14 protein-coding genes are annotated in these 17541 nt (G+C 41.8%); 5 read left to right on the top strand and 9 right to left on the bottom strand.

From position 1 onward, the window contains the following. Positions 1 to 153: 153 nt before the first annotated feature. From SNR28_RS17705 to SNR28_RS17680, 6 genes are all read right to left on the bottom strand, one after another. Complete coding sequence (locus SNR28_RS17705; protein WP_375753984.1) at positions 154 to 372, bottom strand: DUF2835 domain-containing protein; 219 nt, start codon at positions 370 to 372, stop codon at positions 154 to 156. 79 nt (positions 373 to 451) lie between these two features. Further along, positions 452 to 3058, bottom strand: a complete 2607-nt coding sequence (pepN, locus tag SNR28_RS17700; RefSeq protein WP_375753983.1) for an aminopeptidase N — start codon at positions 3056 to 3058, stop codon at positions 452 to 454. Between the two features lie 198 nt (positions 3059 to 3256). Then, complete coding sequence (locus tag SNR28_RS17695) at positions 3257 to 3925, bottom strand: hypothetical protein (RefSeq protein WP_375753982.1); 669 nt, start codon at positions 3923 to 3925, stop codon at positions 3257 to 3259. 140 nt (positions 3926 to 4065) lie between these two features. Beyond that, positions 4066 to 6063 carry a carboxy terminal-processing peptidase gene (gene prc, locus SNR28_RS17690; protein WP_375753981.1) on the bottom strand — a complete coding sequence of 666 codons (1998 nt, stop codon included), beginning with the start codon at positions 6061 to 6063 and terminating at the stop codon, positions 4066 to 4068. A 17-nt stretch (positions 6064 to 6080) separates the two neighbouring features. Then, positions 6081 to 6716, bottom strand: a complete 636-nt coding sequence (gene proQ, locus SNR28_RS17685; RefSeq protein WP_375753980.1) for an RNA chaperone ProQ — start codon at positions 6714 to 6716, stop codon at positions 6081 to 6083. A 101-nt stretch (positions 6717 to 6817) separates the two neighbouring features. Beyond that, on the bottom strand, positions 6818 to 7291 hold the full coding sequence (locus SNR28_RS17680; protein WP_375753979.1) for a GAF domain-containing protein: 474 nt from the start codon (positions 7289 to 7291) through the stop codon (positions 6818 to 6820). A 240-nt stretch (positions 7292 to 7531) separates the two neighbouring features. Here SNR28_RS17680 and SNR28_RS17675 point away from each other — a divergent pair, with 240 nt between their 5' ends. The 3 genes from SNR28_RS17675 (at position 7532) to rsmF (ending at position 12894) form a co-directional block, all read left to right on the top strand. Continuing rightward, complete coding sequence (locus tag SNR28_RS17675; protein WP_375754113.1) at positions 7532 to 8734, top strand: PqiA/YebS family transporter subunit; 1203 nt, start codon at positions 7532 to 7534, stop codon at positions 8732 to 8734. Continuing rightward, entirely contained in the window at positions 8718 to 11366 is a 2649-nt protein-coding gene (locus tag SNR28_RS17670) for an MlaD family protein (RefSeq protein ID WP_375753978.1), read from the top strand. Before SNR28_RS17675 ends, SNR28_RS17670 begins: the two co-directional genes overlap by 17 nt. Before the next feature lie 100 nt (positions 11367 to 11466). Further along, positions 11467 to 12894 carry a 16S rRNA (cytosine(1407)-C(5))-methyltransferase RsmF gene (gene rsmF / locus SNR28_RS17665; protein ID WP_375753977.1) on the top strand — a complete coding sequence of 476 codons (1428 nt, stop codon included), beginning with the start codon at positions 11467 to 11469 and terminating at the stop codon, positions 12892 to 12894. Positions 12895 to 13085: 191 nt separating this feature from the next. Here rsmF and SNR28_RS17660 read toward each other — a convergent pair whose 3' ends face one another. Both SNR28_RS17660 and SNR28_RS17655 read right to left on the bottom strand, forming a co-directional pair. Continuing rightward, a complete protein-coding gene (locus tag SNR28_RS17660; RefSeq protein ID WP_375753976.1) occupies positions 13086 to 13919 on the bottom strand; it encodes a S1 RNA-binding domain-containing protein in 834 nt (277 codons plus the stop codon). A 79-nt stretch (positions 13920 to 13998) separates the two neighbouring features. Continuing rightward, a complete protein-coding gene (locus tag SNR28_RS17655; protein WP_375753975.1) occupies positions 13999 to 14478 on the bottom strand; it encodes a DUF4442 domain-containing protein in 480 nt (159 codons plus the stop codon). 236 nt (positions 14479 to 14714) lie between these two features. Between SNR28_RS17655 and SNR28_RS17650 the strand changes: the two genes are divergently transcribed. Next, entirely contained in the window at positions 14715 to 15770 is a 1056-nt protein-coding gene (locus SNR28_RS17650; protein WP_375753974.1) for a 3-deoxy-7-phosphoheptulonate synthase, read from the top strand. Between the two features lie 14 nt (positions 15771 to 15784). Then, positions 15785 to 16267, top strand: a complete 483-nt coding sequence (locus SNR28_RS17645) for a YajQ family cyclic di-GMP-binding protein (protein ID WP_375753973.1) — start codon at positions 15785 to 15787, stop codon at positions 16265 to 16267. 60 nt (positions 16268 to 16327) lie between these two features. Here the strand turns inward: SNR28_RS17645 and SNR28_RS17640 are convergent, their stop codons facing one another. Further along, a complete protein-coding gene (locus SNR28_RS17640) occupies positions 16328 to 17272 on the bottom strand; it encodes a bifunctional precorrin-2 dehydrogenase/sirohydrochlorin ferrochelatase (protein WP_375753972.1) in 945 nt (314 codons plus the stop codon). Positions 17273 to 17541 lie beyond the last annotated feature (269 nt).

The raw sequence follows: 17541 nt of genomic DNA, 5'->3' as shown, positions 1-17541 counted from the left end.
CCGTTGTAGGGTATTTTTATTGTTTATAGGGGATTACTTTACTTTATTGTAAAAGCTTTATTTAGAAACCGTTAATTGTTTAATCGATAGATAAGGAGAAAAATGCGATTTTGTGATACGGACAGAGAATTAAACCACTGAAATAACAGAAGACTATAGAACTTCTAACTTTACAAACTTGTTATTTTGGTCAGTTGTTAGACGAAAGCGTCCTCTCACACCAATTTGTGTTAAAAATGGTCTAAAACGCGAAGCAGGAAGTTGGAGTTTCAGGCCTTGCTCAGAAAAAACCATAATATGGTTGGCAGCACCTGAATAGTGTTGCAAAAATGTCTGATAAGAGATGTCCAGACGGAAAGTATATTGGTTCATTTTGATATTCGATTATTGTCCGTTCAAAAAGAAGTGGCCGCCTGAACAAAGCGACCACCAACTCAATAGGTTTCAGAAACTATGACTCTAAGGCCTTGGTTACTTTTTCATACAAGTCTTTTGCTAAGTTATCCATTGCAGCGAGTTTTTCAAGCTCCTCACGCATCAGGTTCTGACGCTCTTCATCGTAATTACGGTACTTAAGTAATGGATCAATTAACCTTGAAGCCACTTGTGGATTGCTGTCGTTCAGCTCTTTGAGGATCTCCCCGGCAAACAGGTAACCAGACCCATCTTTCGCATGGAAATGAACAGGGTTATTGTTCAGGAATGTGCCAATCAAACTCCGAGTACGATTTGGATTTTTTAGACTGAACGTTGGATGCTGCATTGTATCCCGAACAACTTCTAGTGCATTCTCGACAGGATTTGTACCTTGCAGTGCAAACCATTTATCCATGACCAGACCATCTTTCTCCCACTTCGCACTGAAGTCATCCATAAGTTCGCTTCGGCAAGCAAGTTTTGAATGGTTTGCCGCGCTCATCGCTGCGATTGTATCTGTCATATTGTTTGCAGACTGATACTGAGATTTAACGAGATCGTTACCATGCTCTAAACCGGCGAGGTAGCTAAGGCAACGGTTACGAAGTGCCCTTTTTCCAATGGAATCGTGGTCAATCGAATATTCTTCCTGAGCCAGTACCGCGTAAGTTGCAGAAAGTTCATCCGCTAAACTTTGTGCAATAGCTTGCTTAATGTTGTGGAGTACAAGATCTATGGCATCAACATCAACTGGTTTAAACCAACCAGAAACTTCGTTAGCACTTGGCAATGAAAGAACTTCTGCTACAAATGCTGGTTCAAGCTCATCGTTAAGTAATACCCCTCTAAACGCATCCAATACTTCATCAGAAAACTTAAACGCCTCTCCTGCCAGAATATTTTCTACATTCGCCTTAATGTACTTAGCAAGTAACATCTGACTTGCATCCCAACGAGCGAAATCGTTCTTAGCATGAACCATTAAGAACATTAGTTCTTCATCACTGTATTCAAACTCTAGCTTAACAGGTGCCGAGAACTCTCTTAACAAGGAAACAGTTGGTTTTTCCTTAACGTTTTCAAACACAAAAGTATTTTCTTCGTCTTTGATATTAAGAACGTTGTGTATTTTTTCATTGTTACATTGTAACTCAACAACAGTCCCGTCGGCAGCATACAGTTCTATATCTAATGGTATATGCAGTGGCAACTTATCTTTTTGCTCCTGCGTTGGAGCAGTAGATTGAGAAACTTTCAAAGTAAAGGTCTTAGCTTTGTCATCAAAGTTCCCTTCCACTTTTAGAGTCGGTGTGCCTGATTGACTGTACCAACGCTTAAACTGAGTTAGGTCGATACCCGACGCATCCTGCATCGCAGCAACAAAATCATCACAGGTCGCAGCAGTGCCGTCGTGGCGTTCAAAGTATAGTTTCATCCCTTTTTGGAAATTTTGTTCTCCAAGCAGTGTATGCATCATCCGGATAACTTCACTACCTTTTTCGTACACAGTAAGTGTGTAGAAGTTGTTCATTTCAATGACTTTATCTGGACGAATCGGATGCGACATTGGGCTTGCATCTTCTGCGAACTGTGGGCCTCGAATGATACGAACATTATTGATTCGGTTTACTGCACGAGAGCCCAGATCGGATGAAAACTCCTGATCACGGAAAACCGTTAATCCTTCCTTCAGGCTAAGTTGGAACCAGTCTCGACACGTCACTCGATTACCAGTCCAATTGTGGAAATACTCATGACCAATAACGGCCTCAATCCCAAGATAATCGGTGTCGGTGGCAGTCTCTTCATTTGCTAATACAAACTTCGAGTTAAAGACGTTTAGACCCTTGTTCTCCATTGCCCCCATGTTGAAAAAATCAACCGCAACAATCATGTAAATATCTAGATCGTACTCAAGACCGAATCGTTCTTCGTCCCACTTCATCGAGTTAATAAGTGAAACCATCGCATGATTGGCTCGGTTTAGATTTCCCTTGTCGACAAATATCTCCAGCGCAACATCCCTGCCCGAGCGAGTCACATAGTTGTCTCTAAGTACATCAAAATCACCGGCAACAAGAGCAAAAAGATAAGCAGGCTTTGGATGAGGATCTTCCCACGTTACAAAGTGGCGACCATTTTCCAAATCACCTTCATCTACTTTATTGCCATTACTCAACAAGTAGGGATATTGAGCCTTATCTGCAATCACTTTTGCTGTGAACTTAGCAAGAACATCCGGTCTGTCCATGTAATAAGTGATGCGCCTAAAACCTTCCGCTTCACACTGTGTACAGTAAGCTCCACCCGATTTGTATAAACCTTCTAAGGCCGTGTTTCCTTCCGGATTTATTTCTGTTTTGATTTGCAACTCGAATTGTTCTGGTAAATCAAAAACTGAAAGCTTACCTTCTGATTCTTCAAACTTAGACCATTCCGTACCATCTACATGTAGAGATACGAGTTTGAGTTGCTCACCTTCGAGCTCCAACGTTGTAATGTCTTTAAGTTGCTTTACCCGAGAGGTAGCAGTAACGAGCGTTTTGGTATCATCAAGATCAAATGTAAGATCAATATCGGTAATTGTATGATTGGGGGATTGATAGTCTTTACGATATTTTGCTTGAGGGTTTTGAGACATAGTGATTAATCCTTTTTACACCCATCCTTTATTCCAAAAGAGATAGGTTCAGGCCTTCTGATGACTAATGTAATAAAAGAAAGGTGTCATATGACACCTTCTAATTAAATATATAATAATGCAACATATCACAAACATCTGAAATATAAAGCTGATTTGAGCTGAACGATGCTATTTTGCACTGGTTAGAGCCAGTTTTTACTCCGGCTCTACCCTGTTTAACACCGCATACATATCAAACCCTTCACTTTCTAACGTTAGCTTGTTGTTCTCTACAGTATATTTTGAATCTTGCTCACCATCTTCGTACATCAATACCAGATGATCATCTTCATAATAGTAGACGCCTTCTCGGATAGCGTGGTCGCCATCATCAGATTCGACGGTGAACATAAATATAAAATCTGGCTGTAGTGTTAATGCCATTCTCGTTACGTCACTCGCGAGAATATCATCTCCGGTAATGGCTTCACTCGTCCAACTTCCTACCAAATCTTTGGGTAGCCCTTTTATAAAAGCAACGCCATTTAAGATAAGTTGGTTGTGATTAACAAGATAATTGTAATACTGCGGTGTTTCACTATTCATCCCTAATACAAGTGTCGAATTACTCGCAGTGTACTGTCCCTGCCAATGTTCAACACTGTAGTCGGTTTTTTGTATCTCAATAAAGAAGGTATAGTTGGAAACAATCGACAAGCGAATCGTCAAAAAGTCCTGCCGCTCAGTATTTGGATTTGGGTTGACCAGATACCAGTTTCCAAGTAGGAAAGGATAATCGAATGATGTTAAATCATTCTTTGCTCTGGACTCTGAGGCTCCTACCTGCATTGCGAAACAGACTAGCAACATAATCAGCCATTTCATAAGACATCCCTCACTCTTTTCTTTAAGCTTAGGTATGTTTTCTATATATAGCTAAATATATTGATATAAATCATTGCAATTTCAAAAAAGAAAAAAGCGAGCATTTTTGCTCGCTTTTTATCATTTACTAGAACAATATTCTAGTTACTTTTTAGCATATCAACCATGATTGCAACAGACTCATCAAGGTAAGCATCAGGTGCTTCGTAGTCCTTTGGTAAATCATCCAATGTCGCAAACTCTGGCTCTCCATCCGCTTTCTGACGAATATTAATTCGAGTGAGACGACGCTGATCCTTTTCATCACTCTCTTTTTTACGAACTTTTTCGTTTAGTGAAAGTGAAGTGTCATCTTTCTCAGCGCGATATCTAGCTATATCTTCTTTGATAAAGCTAAATTCCATATCATCCTGAATACGATTTTTGTGTAGAACCGTTAGCGCATCAATTTGGCTTTGGCGATCTTTAAGAACATTATAGTTTGCTCTGTCAATACTATCCCAAGGCAGTGCATTATCCTCTACACTCTCTCCAGTTTCAGATGGTTCAACTGCTGTCGGATAAGAAATATCCGGTACTACACCTTTATTTTGTGTACTTCCACCATCTATCCTGTAGAACTTTTGAATAGTGTATTGAACATAACCCAGCTCTTTATCAAACAAATCATAAATATGATTCAAAGAACGGTGTTGCTGAACAGTTCCTTTACCAAAAGAGTTCTCACCCAGTACAACTGCACGACCGTAATCCTGCATTGCTGCGGCAAATATCTCTGAAGCGGACGCACTATAACGGTTCTGGAGCACAGCTAGTGGTCCTTCGTAACTGATCTTCCCATCAGTATCCGCATTGACGTTAACGCGACCATAACTATCACGAACCTGCACAACAGGTCCGCTTTTGATAAATAGACCGGATAAAGCCGTTGCTTCAGTAAGCGCACCACCACCGTTGTTTCTAAGATCAACAATAATGCCGTCTACTTTGTCTTTCTTAAGTTCGGTAATTAGCTTGTCAGTGTCTTTGGATAAACCGACATAAAAGCTTGGCACTTCAAGAACACCAATCTTTTTACCATCAAGTTCAATGACTTCCGACTTAACAGCTCTGTCTTCGAGGCGAATCTTATCACGAACTATTGTTACGTTGTGACTTTCCCCGTCATTGCCTTCCGGTAATATCTGCAACGTGACCTTCGTGCCCTTTGGTCCCTTAATTAGCTGGACAACATCATCAAGTCGCCAACCAATAATATCGACCATTTCTTCGCCGTCCTGGGCAACACCCGTAATGCGGTCACCTTCTGACAGAGATTTACTCTTAGATGCAGGACCACCTGCGACAAGAGAGCGAATAACCGTGTAATCATCGGTAATTTGAAGAACGGCACCAATACCTTCAAGAGATAGATTCATCTCGGATTGGAACTGCTCGGCATTGCGTGGAGATAAATAACTCGTATGCGGATCGACCTCACGAGCAAAGGCGTTCATATATAGCTGAAAAGCATCTTCACTATGTGACTGGGTAACGCGTTTAATCGCATTGTTATAACGTTTTTCCAGAGTCTCTTTTATCTCTTTCCACTCTTTACCCGTCAGCTTTAAGCTTAGCGCGTCATACTTAACGCGTTTACGCCAAAGTTCATTCAGCTCATCGACATCTTCTGCCCACGGGGCTTCTGAACGATCGAGCTCAATTGACTCTTCAGTATCAAACTTAATTTCTTCATCTAACTGCTTTAGAGCAAATTCGTATCTTTCAAATCTTCTTTGCAGAGCAAGGTTATAAACGTCAAATGCAATCTGCGTATTACCCGCCTTGAGCTGATCATCCATCTTAACGGACCAATCATCAAAAGAGTCGATATCAGACTGAGTAAAAACGTTGCGATTAAAATCCAACATTTCCAGATAGCGCTGAAAAATCGCCTGAGAGAACTCGTCGTTTAAACTGAAATGCTTGTAGTGAGAACGGGTAAATCGGGAAGTAACTCGTTTGCTCGCAGTTTCGTGCTGAGCTTCAGGAGCAAGAATAGGAAGATCATCTTTAGAAAATTTGGCTTCTAAAGCGTTAACAGAAGCTGCCAGCATTACGCCAGCAGCAACTAAAGTTATTTTAAAACGGCATTTCATGCGTAGGATTATCTCCTTTATGCGCGCAGATGCTCCACTTTAACAACCATTTGTAAACCGTTGCCTAGTTGAACACGCACATCATCCTTATTGATTTCAACAACAGTCGCAGCCATGTTACCTTTGCCCATATTTACGTTAACCGCTTTACCAACGATCACTTCTTCAGAGGCTAATGCGCGAGTTTCCACCGCTGCAGGTTTGTTGCTTGGTTTTTGTTGTTTGCCTGGTTTTGCACGACGAGGTTGCTGAGGCTTTTTAGCTTTAGGTTTCGCTTTGCCTTCTTCACGCGCTTTCTCTGCCTGTTCCTTACGGCGAGCTTGTACGCGAGCCTTACTCTCTGCAAGCGCTTTTTTAGCGTGTTCTACGTGTTCTTCTTCAAGAACACCACATTCGTTACCGTCAAGATCGACTCGAACTGCACCCGGTTTTACACCATGTAGGTAACGCCAAGATGAAGTGTACTGTCTAAGAGCTGCTCTTAGCTGAGTCTTGCTTACTTTTTCATCTTCAGCCAGACGTTCAGCTAGATCTTGAAAAATGCCGATTTTTAACGGCTTAGCTTCACCTTCTAAAGTAAAGCATTTAGGGAAACATTCAGCAATATATGCAATAACTTCTTTGCTGTTTTTTAACTTTTCAGTGTTTTCCATGAGGATTCCTGGTTAGAGCGGCCTTTTTCCGCGAGTCATTCGGACAAATATTTGGGCTATTATAGAGAGATGTTAATGAAAAACCACACTCAAATCATAATTTATGCTTTGTTAGCGTGCGAATTGAGCAGCTTTTCCACTTCCTGAACCAAATATGTAAGACCTTCCTCATCAATCTCACTAAAACGTCCAACTACTGGGCTGTCTATATCCAAAACACCAGCCCACTCTGTTCCTATCTTAAAAGGCAAAACAATCTCAGAGTTACTCTCTGCATCACAGGCAATATGGCCTTCAAACTGATGCACGTCGTACACACGTTGAACTTTACCTTCAGAAATCGCAGTACCGCATACTCCTCTGCCCACAGGTATTCTCACACATGCTGGTTTTCCCTGAAATGGACCTAGAACCAGTTCCTCATCTTTCATCAAGTAAAAACCGGCCCAATTGAGGTTTTCCAACTCCATATATATAAGGGAACTGATATTGGCGAGATTGGCAATAAAGTCTTTTTCGTCTTCTATTAACGCGACGGCTTGTTTAGTAAGTCTTTGGTACTCTTTTAATGTCATCTGATTAGTTACTTATATTTATATTAAAGGCTGAAACATAGAATCTAAGTCTATATGATGGATTGTACAAGCAAAAAATTCCTGCATCTTGAGTGTTTTGTTACTTTTCAAGTGATTGAATATGTTCTATAAATGACAAATATGAAAAGCGATAACTCATACTCCTCTAACGCCCGAGCCCTTCTTACTCATCGTGTAAGGCATGTACGATTATGCCAGGGGTGTGAGCTACCCGTTGAAATGCATGAACTTCCCCGTGGTAAAAGTGCCTACTGTCCAAGGTGCGGCTCACAGTTATATAGAGGCGGTTCTCACCCGTTGTCGGGTAATCTAGCTCTCGCTATCACCTGCTTATTCTTATTTATACCTTCGCATTTCTTTCCATTTATCAGTATTCGACTTTTTGGTGTGATGATCCCCGCCACACTCCCATCGGGAACCTTCACTTTGATGCAGGAAGGTTTCGTCATGCTCGGACTGCTGGTATTTTTCTGTAGTACGATTGCACCGCTCGTTGTCTGTGTTGCAACGGTAACCGCGCACTTAGCCATGCACCAGCGCTGGTTTAGTCTATTTCGTACTTCTGTTATCTCCGTACAGGCGTTGAAACACTGGATGATGCTCGATGTGTTTCTGGTGAGTATTGGTATCTCCTGCTTTAAACTCAGAGACTATTCGGAGATATTCGTCGGACCTGGCTTAGTTGGGCTCGTGTTACTTCAGATATTTGCACTCATGTTGATATCCCGGTTTAGTGCGCGTAGATACTGGGAAGCATGGCAAAAAGAAGATAAATATCACTTTTCACAAAAAGAAGTGCATTGCCACAACTGTCATCTTTCTCAACCAGAGAATCACAAATGTGTACGATGCCATAATAGCTTGCACCATAGAAAGCCTAGATCAATACAGAAAGCGTGGGCTTGTTTAATTGCAGCGTTAATCTGTATTTTCCCCGCTAACATTTACTCTATTTCAATTTTGTTCACTAACGGACAAAGGCTAGAAGATACGATTTTGTCGGGTGTTGCTTCACTCATTAATATGGAAATGCATGGCATTGCATTAATTATCTTTGTGGCCAGTATTTTGGTACCTGCGGCCAAAATTGTGGGATTAGGATTTATTCTGATCACAATTCACTTCAAACAAACTTTCTACCGCAGACAAAGAATGTTTATCTACTTTGTAATTAAATGGATAGGTAAATGGTCAGTCATGGACCTGTTTGTTATTTCCATCATGATGACCTTGGTTGATCGGGGCATGATTTTAAACTTCAGCCCGGGTTACGGTGCTGTTGCTTTTGGAATGGTCGTTGTATTTACAATGCTTGCAACCGATGCGTTTGACCCCCGGCTAATTTGGGATACACCAGAAATCACGAACAAACCGTCAGATACGAATAATAAAGATGAGTTCATAAATGAACGATATAGATAAGAAACAAAAGTCATACTCGCCAAAAGTGAAAAGAGATCATGGTATCTCTCCTTTATGGATCCTTCCGTTGGTGACCATTGCGCTTGCTAGTTGGCTAGTTGTTAAAGCAATCAACGATGCCGGACAAAGAATTCAAATTTACTTTTCTGATGCACAAGGACTCATCGCAGGAAGAACGACAGTTCAGTATCAAGGTTTGGAAGTGGGTATGGTACGAGACATAACCCTCTCTCCCAATCTGGAGAATATCTATGTCGATGCAGATATCTACCCTGAAGCTACAAAGCTTTTAGGAGATAACACTCGATTTTGGCTAGTAAAACCGACCGCGAGTATTTCTGGTATATCCGGTTTAGACGCCTTAGTTTCGGGCAACTATATATCGATACAACCAGGTGTAGAAACCGATAGCGAGGAGTTAAAAACCGTTTACACCGCATTAGACAGTCGACCAGCTGATCTACAAGCAGTCCAGGGGCTGAACATAACCTTACGCTCAAAAAATCTTGGTTCTATTTCCATTGGCTCGCAAATCATTTACCGAAAGATCCCGATTGGAGAAGTGTATAGCTATAAGCTCAATGAAAAAGCAGATAACGTCTTAATAAAAGCTTATGTTAAGAATGAATTTGCCCACATCATTACAGATAAGAGCCGATTCTGGAATGTGAGTGGTGTTGGAGCCAATATCGGCTTTGATGGTATCGATGTTCAGTTTGAGAGCCTAAGTGCGATGCTGGTTGGTGCAATAGCCGTAGATTCACCAGACGGTGGCGAACAAGTTGATCAAAATCGTGAATTTGAACTCTATCCAGACTTAAAAACCGCGGGACGCGGTATTCCGATTAAAATCATACTTCCTGATGACAGTGGCATTGGCTCACATGGTGCACCAATTATGTACCGGGGGCTCAGAGTCGGAGAAATTAACCAACTCTCTTTCAGCGAAGAGAGAGAGCATGTTATCGCATCAGCGGCCATTCAACCCGCGTTTGCAGATATGCTGACTAATGGCTCTAAGTTTGTACTTGAAGAGGCAAAGCTTGCGCTATCCGGTGTTGAGAACATTGCGAATCTAGTAAAAGGAAACTTCCTTACGTTAGTCCCCGGAAAAGGTGAAAAGTCTCGCTCGTTTACTGCAATCCACAAAGACGAGTTACTTTTGCAGCAACCTAACTCTGTGATGGTAAAACTCATCTCTGATGATTCGTACGCGATAAGTGAAGGCGCACTTGTCTTATATAAAGGGATAAGTGTCGGGAAAATCACTGACGTGAAACTGCATGAGGATAAAGTCCACTTTACCCTACTTGTCGATGGGCAGTATCGAAATCTGATTAAATCAAATAACCGTTTCTTCGTCACTGGTGTGGTCACAGCAAGCACTAGTAACGGAGAACTCAACATTGACCTGCCTCCTTTTAAACGCCTAATTACAGAATCAGTAAGCTTTATCAGCGAAGGGCAATTGTCTGCAGAAAGAGAATCCATTGAATATCAATTACACCCAAATAAGTCTGCAGCTGAGCTGGCCAAATACAATCAAACCGGAACCTCAAATCTTCGTTTATTTGCTGAAGAATTGCCTCCAATAAGCAAAGGCACCCCCCTGCTGTATAAAAATGTCCCTGTGGGAAAAGTGTTCGATTATGCGTTAACGAGCAAAGGGGTGAATATTCTGGTCAAAATTGAAAATCAATATCTGCACCTTGTTAAAGAAGATACCGTATTTTGGAATCGCTCGGGTGTTGAAATTGATGCAAGCTTGAGTGGCGTCAAGATTAAAGCATCGCCAGTTCAAAGTATCATTAAAGGTGGCATTGCATTCGATTCTTTGCCAGGGATTGAAAACAAACAAAACACCCGCTGGAAGCTTTATGAAGATCTCGATAAAGCCAGCAAATATGGCAAGGAGATAACGTTATTTACAAAAGCAAATGCCCCTGTATCTAAAGGAACCCCAATTAAGTTTCAAGGGGTTAATATTGGCGAAGTAGCTCGAATAGAACCGAACTTCCAAACAAACCAGATTGAAATTAAAGCTCGGATCCAACCTGAGTTTATTAACACGGTGGCGACAACGAACAGCTACTTCTGGCTTGTTTCACCGGAAGTTGGTCTGAGTGGCATCAAAAACCTCGATTCGTTAGTCGCAAACTACATCTCGGTAAAACCACACAAAGGCAAACCAGACTACACCTTTGTACTAAACACTGTGCCGTATAAGCCTGCTGGCGTAATTTTTACGCTACAAAGCGAAAACAGAGACTCTATTAACCCTGGAACTCCCGTATTATTCCGAGACTTTGAAGTAGGTAAAGTGGTAAATGTTGAACTTGGTACCTTTGCAGACAGAGTTGTATCCACCATTGAGATCGATACCGAATACGCATATTTAATTCGCAATAATACTGTTTTCTGGAATGCCTCTGGCCTGGATGTCTCAGTTGGTCTTGCTGGCGCGCAAGTTAAATCGGGTACTGTCGATAGTTTGCTTCGGGGTGGTATCTCTTTCGCAACACCAGAAGCCTCCTCCCTTGCACCTATGGCTGAGGAACATCGTTCGTTCTACTTACATTCAGAACCTGAAGACGAGTGGAAGAATTGGCGAACCGCTATCCCTAAACCTTAACCCATTTATCTCATCTAAAAAGCGTTCTCCTAAAGGCTGCATTTTTCTCTATTTCGTATAGAATGTGCAGCCTCTGTTTTGTCACCCAGGTATGTTAGCAGTGAATCAAAATATAAAGCTGCCGGAAGGTTTCCTTTCACAAATTCAGGAAATCATGCCCTCTCATCTTAATATGGATGAGTTTATTGATGCGTGTAAGCGTCCTCTTCGCAGGAGTATCCGTGTCAACACGTTAAAAATCTCTGTTCAAGAGTTCAAAGTTCGTGCGGCCGAAAAAGGCTGGCAGTTAAGCCCGGTACCCTGGTGTGATACTGGCTTCTGGATTGAACGAGATGAAAACGACAAAACACCTCTGGGCAACACGATAGAGCACATGTCTGGTCTGTTTTATATTCAGGAAGCCAGCTCTATGATGCCGGTAACCGCTCTGCTTTTTGGTCAGGAAGAGCCTCTTGAAACGGTTCTTGATGTCGCAGCAGCTCCTGGTTCTAAAACAACTCAGATAGCCGCTGCGATGGAAAATCAGGGAGCACTGGTTGCCAATGAGTTTTCAGCAAGCAGAATTAAGGGCCTGTACTCAAACATCCAGCGTTGTGGCGTAAAGAACGTTGCATTAACCAACTTTGACGGACGCGTATTCGGTGGATGGTTACCAGAACAGTTCGATGCCATTCTTCTTGATGCCCCGTGTTCTGGTGAGGGTACCATCCGTAAAGACCCAGACGCGATGAACAACTGGAGCAAGGCGTCTATTAATGAGATTGCAGAAACACAGAAAGATCTTATTGAAAGTGCGTTTCATGCATTAAAACCTGGTGGTGTATTGGTTTACTCCACTTGTACGCTAAACCTTGAAGAAAACCAGCAGGTTTGTCATCACATCAAACAAAAGTTTGGCGATAAGATTGAGTTTGAACGTCTCGACAACCTATTCCCAAATGCAGAGGAAGCAGTTACAGAAGACGGGTTCCTGCATATTTACCCTCAAATCTTTGATAGTGAGGGCTTCTTCGTCGCACGACTCCGCAAAATCGCATCAGCAGAGCCACCTGCGGTTAAAAAGCGTTTGGGTAAGTTCCCATTCGACAAAGCCTCTCGAAAAGCGGTGACTGATATTGCTTCTCAGTTTAATTCCGTTCTTGGGATGTCGCTCCCAGAATCAACAGGGGTATGGTTAAGAGACAAAGAAGTTTGGCTTTTCCCTGAAGCTCTTGAAAGCATGATAGGTGAAATACGTTTTGACCGAATGGGAATCAAACTTGCTGAAGCGCATAAAAAAGGTTACCGCTGGCAGCATGAAGCAATTATGGCTCTTGCAAATGGCCGTGAAGAAAATTCTTTTGAGTTTTCAATCGATCAAGCTCGCGAATGGTATATGGGACGCGATGTAAGGCCAGAGGGTGCAACTGGTAAAGGAGAAGTTATCATCACTCACTCAGGCGTTGTAATCGGGCTTGGTAAATGGGTGGGAAACCGTATTAAGAATGGTTTGCCACGAGAACTGGTCCGCGATGGCAATCTGTTTTAGTAGAGTTTTAACTCTACTAAACTAAACTTTTAACGCTATAAAAGGGGCATTCATCTTGTAATACAAAAAGCCTGTACTACACTTTATTTAATGATTAGCGCAGGCTCTGTAGATGGAGCCTTTCCCCTAAGCCCAGCAAAGAGAAGCTGGGCTCTTTTTGTTTTGGGGAATGTGTTTTAAGGGAATATGTATTAGCTCAGACGAATCCCATCTTTCTCGATAGTAATTTTTCCGCTTTTGTACAATCCACCAATCGTCTTCTTAAAAGTACCCTTACTGGTACGGAACACCGAGAATATCGCATCTGGTGTTGATTTGTCATTGAGTGGAAGGAAGCCACCCTTCTTCTCTAGTGTATCGATGATCTTCTGGCTTAAATCATCCATCTTCGCTACACCAACTTTCTGCAAAGAGAGATCGATTTTGCCGTCTTCTCTGATGTTCTTAATGTATCCTTTTAAGCGCTTACCAATAAACAACTTACCGAATACGTCTGAAAAGAACACCATACCCCAGTGTTCGCCATTCACGATGGCTTTGTATCCGAGGTCGCTTCTTTCCGCAATTATCAGATCAACTTGCTGGTTTCGGGTGTAATTCGCAGGCGTCTTATCAAGCAGTTTATTGAATTTTGTTGTGCCGACAATACGTCCGGAAGCCTTGTCTGTATACACATAGACCAGGATGTCTTGCCCTGCGCGAAAGCGAGTACGTTGTTCGCTAAAAGGCACTAACAGATCTTTCTTATCAATACCCCAATCCACAAATGCGCCTGTAGCGTTTACGCCTTCGACACGCATCAAGCCCCATTCACCTACCTGTGCAACAGGCTTTTCTGTAGTCGCCGTTAGTTGACTGTCGGAATCAAAATATAGGAAAACCTCAATAGACTGACCTACTTCGATGTTTTCAGGTGCATACTTATTTGGCAATAAAACTGAGCCATAATCATCCGCATCCAGAAAAGCACCAAAGCTCTCTATTTTAGTGACTTCCAGATTATTTACTCGACCAACTTTAATCATCAACTTACATTCCCAGGATAAATCAGGCGTGGATTATACCCAAAGAATCGATTCACTGCTTCAGGAATTAGTCTCTTATCTAACTTTTTATTACTTTCACAGATAACATAAGATCAAACTCTGCCATCACCTCATCACCACTGATAGACGGACAAGTAGCTATGATTCGAATTGGCTCATTAACTCTTTCGCCACTCGCTTTACTTCTGTCGAGTACCTCATCTATCAAGTCACCTTGTTCACATGTGAATAATACATCCGCTTCCGGCCTTTTTATAAATTGCCCTTCTACACCTTTAAAAGCCATAGAAATTTTCATCTTTCGCTGGTCCGCCTTGTAAAGAGCAAAGTATCCACCGGCAAGATCAGCCCCGATCGCTAGTGCGCCAAAATACATGCTATTTAGGTGATTTTTGGTTCTTCTTCGAAGTGGAATATTGATGGCTACCTTTTGTTTCCCTAAGGAAATAATTTTAGGTCGGCATAGCCAAACCAATGGAACTTTAAAAAACGCAAAAACGTTTAATCCGAATGTAGCTTTGGTCAGTGGGCTAAACATGGTGATCTCATCTCCCTTGAAACTGATTGGACCAGTAAATCGAACAACCGTTTAAATGTCAATTTATTGTTACATTATTGCTAACAAGATAAGTATTTGACACCTCAGTAGTTACAATGTCACTGAAAAAAGACCCTCGAAACACACACATAGTGTAATTCGCTGTTAAACAAGTTTATTCCTTTACCTATTTCCGTTATCTTTACCGCGTCGAAATTAGAACAGCAGGCGAAAACATGCCATTGAAAACAGATGAATTGAGAACTCAACCACTTGGGCCAATGCCAAGTCCAGCAGAACTGGTCAGCCAATATCCGATTACCGATGATGTTGCTGAGCGTATCGAGTCCTCTCGTCGCCAAATCGAAAAGATTCTTTTGGGTGAAGATAACCGACTATTGGTTATCGTAGGCCCATGTTCTGTACACGATACAGACGCAGCGTTAGATTACGCTCAAAGACTAGCGAGCATTCAAGCACAATATAAAGACGAACTCTTTATCGTTATGCGCACCTATTTTGAGAAGCCACGTACTGTCGTTGGTTGGAAAGGCCTTATAACCGACCCTAACCTGGACGGTACGTATGCACTTGAAGCGGGTCTTGGAAAAGCACGTAAGTTACTACTTGATATCAACAAGCTCGGTCTTGCTACTGCTACTGAGTTTCTGGATATGATCACAGGTCAGTATATTGCAGACTTAATCACCTGGGGTGCTATCGGTGCCCGTACGACCGAGTCTCAGATTCACCGTGAAATGGCGTCAGCACTTTCTTGCCCGGTTGGATTCAAAAACGGTACTAACGGAAACATCAAGATTGCCATCGATGCTATTCGCGCATCACATGCATCTCACTACTTTTACTCGCCAGACAAGAACGGCCGTATGACGGTATACCGCACAAGTGGCAACCCATTTGGTCATGTTATTCTTCGTGGTGGGGACAAAGGGCCAAACTTCGAAGCAAACTTCGTAGAAGAAGCTTGCAATCAGCTCGCAGAGTTTGACTTACCACAGCGTCTGGTTATTGACTTCAGTCATGCTAACTGCCAGAAACAACACCGCAAGCAGCTAGAAGTTGCTGAAAACATTTGTGAGCAGTTGCGCAGTGGAAGTAAATATATCGCTGGTATTATGGCCGAAAGCTTTATCGAGGAAGGCAATCAGCCAATGACCGATATTTGTAACTTAACCTATGGCAAGTCTATCACTGACCCTTGTTTAAGCTGGGCACACACAGTAGACATGCTTGATATGCTGGCAAACGCTGTTAAAGATAGCCGTAAGTAGAGGAAAACTATAATATGCCTTCATTTGATATTGTTTCTGAAATAGATAATGTTGAACTAAATAACGCGGTTGATAATGCAAATCGCGAAATCGCTACCCGTTTTGACTTTCGTGGTGTAGAGGCGAGCTTTGAAATCAAAGATCAAACCGTAAAACTAGCTGCTGAGGGAGACTTCCAGCTAAAGCAGATGCGAGATATGCTTCGAAGCAACCTGACAAAACGTGGTGTTGATGCAAACTCGATGGATATAAAAGACCCTAGTGCATCTGGGAAAAAATGGCTTCAGGAGATTCTATTTATGCAGGGCATAGAAACTCCAATGGCTAAGAACATCGTTAAAAAGCTAAAAGATGCAAAGATTAAAGTTCAAGCTTCAATCCAGGGCGATAAAGTACGCGTAACGGGTAAAAAGCGTGATGACCTGCAAGCTGCTATTGCATTGATTAAAGAAGCAGACCTAGGACAGCCTTTCCAGTTTAATAACTTTAGAGACTAACCTATCTCCTATCCGCAAAAGGGGCTTATTTAGCCCCTTTTTTTCGTCAATGCTTGCAGATTATTCTACGATTTTCAATACCTGACCTTTCGCGACTAATTTGGCCAACTCCGGGTCGTCTCTCCATCTATCCTTTTGAATATAAATGCAGCAAGATAGAGCCAAAGCTTGCTTGTTCTTATTCAAAAACTGTTCCAGATCTTTAGCGTTTTTGTATTCCACGCGCTCAGCATCTCTTCTGCACAAGTCTATAAAATCGAATGGACAATCCGTTGTAAACAGAACTTGTTCTGTCTTTTGTATTTCCCTCAATGCCTTAATGGATAGCATCTCTACATCTTTTGAATACTCAACAAAAACATGTGACGCGGTCACATCTTGGTTCTCACTTAGCTTTCGATTATACAGTTCAGATAATGCGTTATGGCTCTGAACCATATCTATTTCCGGACTAAAAAATAAGTGTTCCCAGAATCGGCGCCTATCTTCTACTGTTGCATATTTTTTCTTTATATCGTCTCTTTTATTCTGAGCAAAATCTGCTAATAACGAAAGGTTTTGCGGCAAGGAGACTTCGAGCAACTCCCTGATTTTCCGAACAAGGACAGGCGATGCTCCACCACTTGAAATCGCTATCTGTATACGACCCCGATTAATCATAGAAGGAGTAATAAAATCGCAGTACGGTTTATCATCAACCACGTTTACCAGAATGTTTTTGTCTTTTGCATCCTGATAAACCTTGTGATTTAACACTGAATCATTGGTTGTTGCCCAAACCTGAACAAAACTGGTGACCAAATCAGAGTCATACTTTTTCTTCTGCCACATACATGTGCCGTCATCAACCAACTGTTTTAATGTCTCCGATATTTCAGGAGAAATAATGGTCACCTTCGCCCCCGACCGGACTAGAGTCTCAATCTTTCGGGATGCGACTTCTCCCCCACCAACAACAAGTACGGGTTTATTCTTAAGGTCCATAAATAGAGGAAAGTATTGCATCTTCATCCTTCTTTAATACATTGAACTTTTTGGCATGACGCACCATTTTCGGGCAATTGCGTAACATAATTTATACAAACACAACTATTTACTATCAAATTTAAACATCATACCAGTCGTATAGGCTATTATTTACATCTTATTTGGATATATATATTAATAACAAGCTTATTTTCCTGCTAATAATTCGAAATCACCAACACTGTGCACCGCTGCACTATTTACAAACACGTAACAATTGTTCATTCTTACATGTGTTCGGTTTTAGA

Origin of the sequence: Vibrio iocasae, from assembly GCF_042245395.1 — a bacterium.
Lineage (GTDB): Bacteria > Pseudomonadota > Gammaproteobacteria > Enterobacterales > Vibrionaceae > Vibrio > Vibrio iocasae.
Note: the sequence above shows the minus strand (reverse complement) of the source record. Positions and strands in the feature narration are given on the sequence as shown.

Bases quoted from the DNA above. Each gene is read 5' to 3' on its own strand.
- prc (WP_375753981.1), bottom strand. From the start codon at position 6,063: ATGAAATGCCGTTTTAAAATAACTTTAGTTGCTGCTGGCGTAATGCTG.
- SNR28_RS17675 (WP_375754113.1), top strand. From the start codon at position 7,532: ATGCATGAACTTCCCCGTGGTAAAAGTGCCTACTGTCCAAGGTGCGGC.
- SNR28_RS17705 (WP_375753984.1), bottom strand. From the start codon at position 372: ATGAACCAATATACTTTCCGTCTGGACATCTCTTATCAGACATTTTTG.
- pepN (WP_375753983.1), bottom strand. From the start codon at position 3,058: ATGTCTCAAAACCCTCAAGCAAAATATCGTAAAGACTATCAATCCCCC.
- SNR28_RS17680 (WP_375753979.1), bottom strand. From the start codon at position 7,291: ATGACATTAAAAGAGTACCAAAGACTTACTAAACAAGCCGTCGCGTTA.
- SNR28_RS17650 (WP_375753974.1), top strand. From the start codon at position 14,715: ATGCCATTGAAAACAGATGAATTGAGAACTCAACCACTTGGGCCAATG.
- SNR28_RS17655 (WP_375753975.1), bottom strand. From the start codon at position 14,478: ATGTTTAGCCCACTGACCAAAGCTACATTCGGATTAAACGTTTTTGCG.
- SNR28_RS17645 (WP_375753973.1), top strand. From the start codon at position 15,785: ATGCCTTCATTTGATATTGTTTCTGAAATAGATAATGTTGAACTAAAT.
- SNR28_RS17640 (WP_375753972.1), bottom strand. From the start codon at position 17,272: ATGCAATACTTTCCTCTATTTATGGACCTTAAGAATAAACCCGTACTT.
- proQ (WP_375753980.1), bottom strand. From the start codon at position 6,716: ATGGAAAACACTGAAAAGTTAAAAAACAGCAAAGAAGTTATTGCATAT.
- SNR28_RS17670 (WP_375753978.1), top strand. From the start codon at position 8,718: ATGAACGATATAGATAAGAAACAAAAGTCATACTCGCCAAAAGTGAAA.
- SNR28_RS17695 (WP_375753982.1), bottom strand. From the start codon at position 3,925: ATGAAATGGCTGATTATGTTGCTAGTCTGTTTCGCAATGCAGGTAGGA.
- SNR28_RS17660 (WP_375753976.1), bottom strand. From the start codon at position 13,919: ATGATTAAAGTTGGTCGAGTAAATAATCTGGAAGTCACTAAAATAGAG.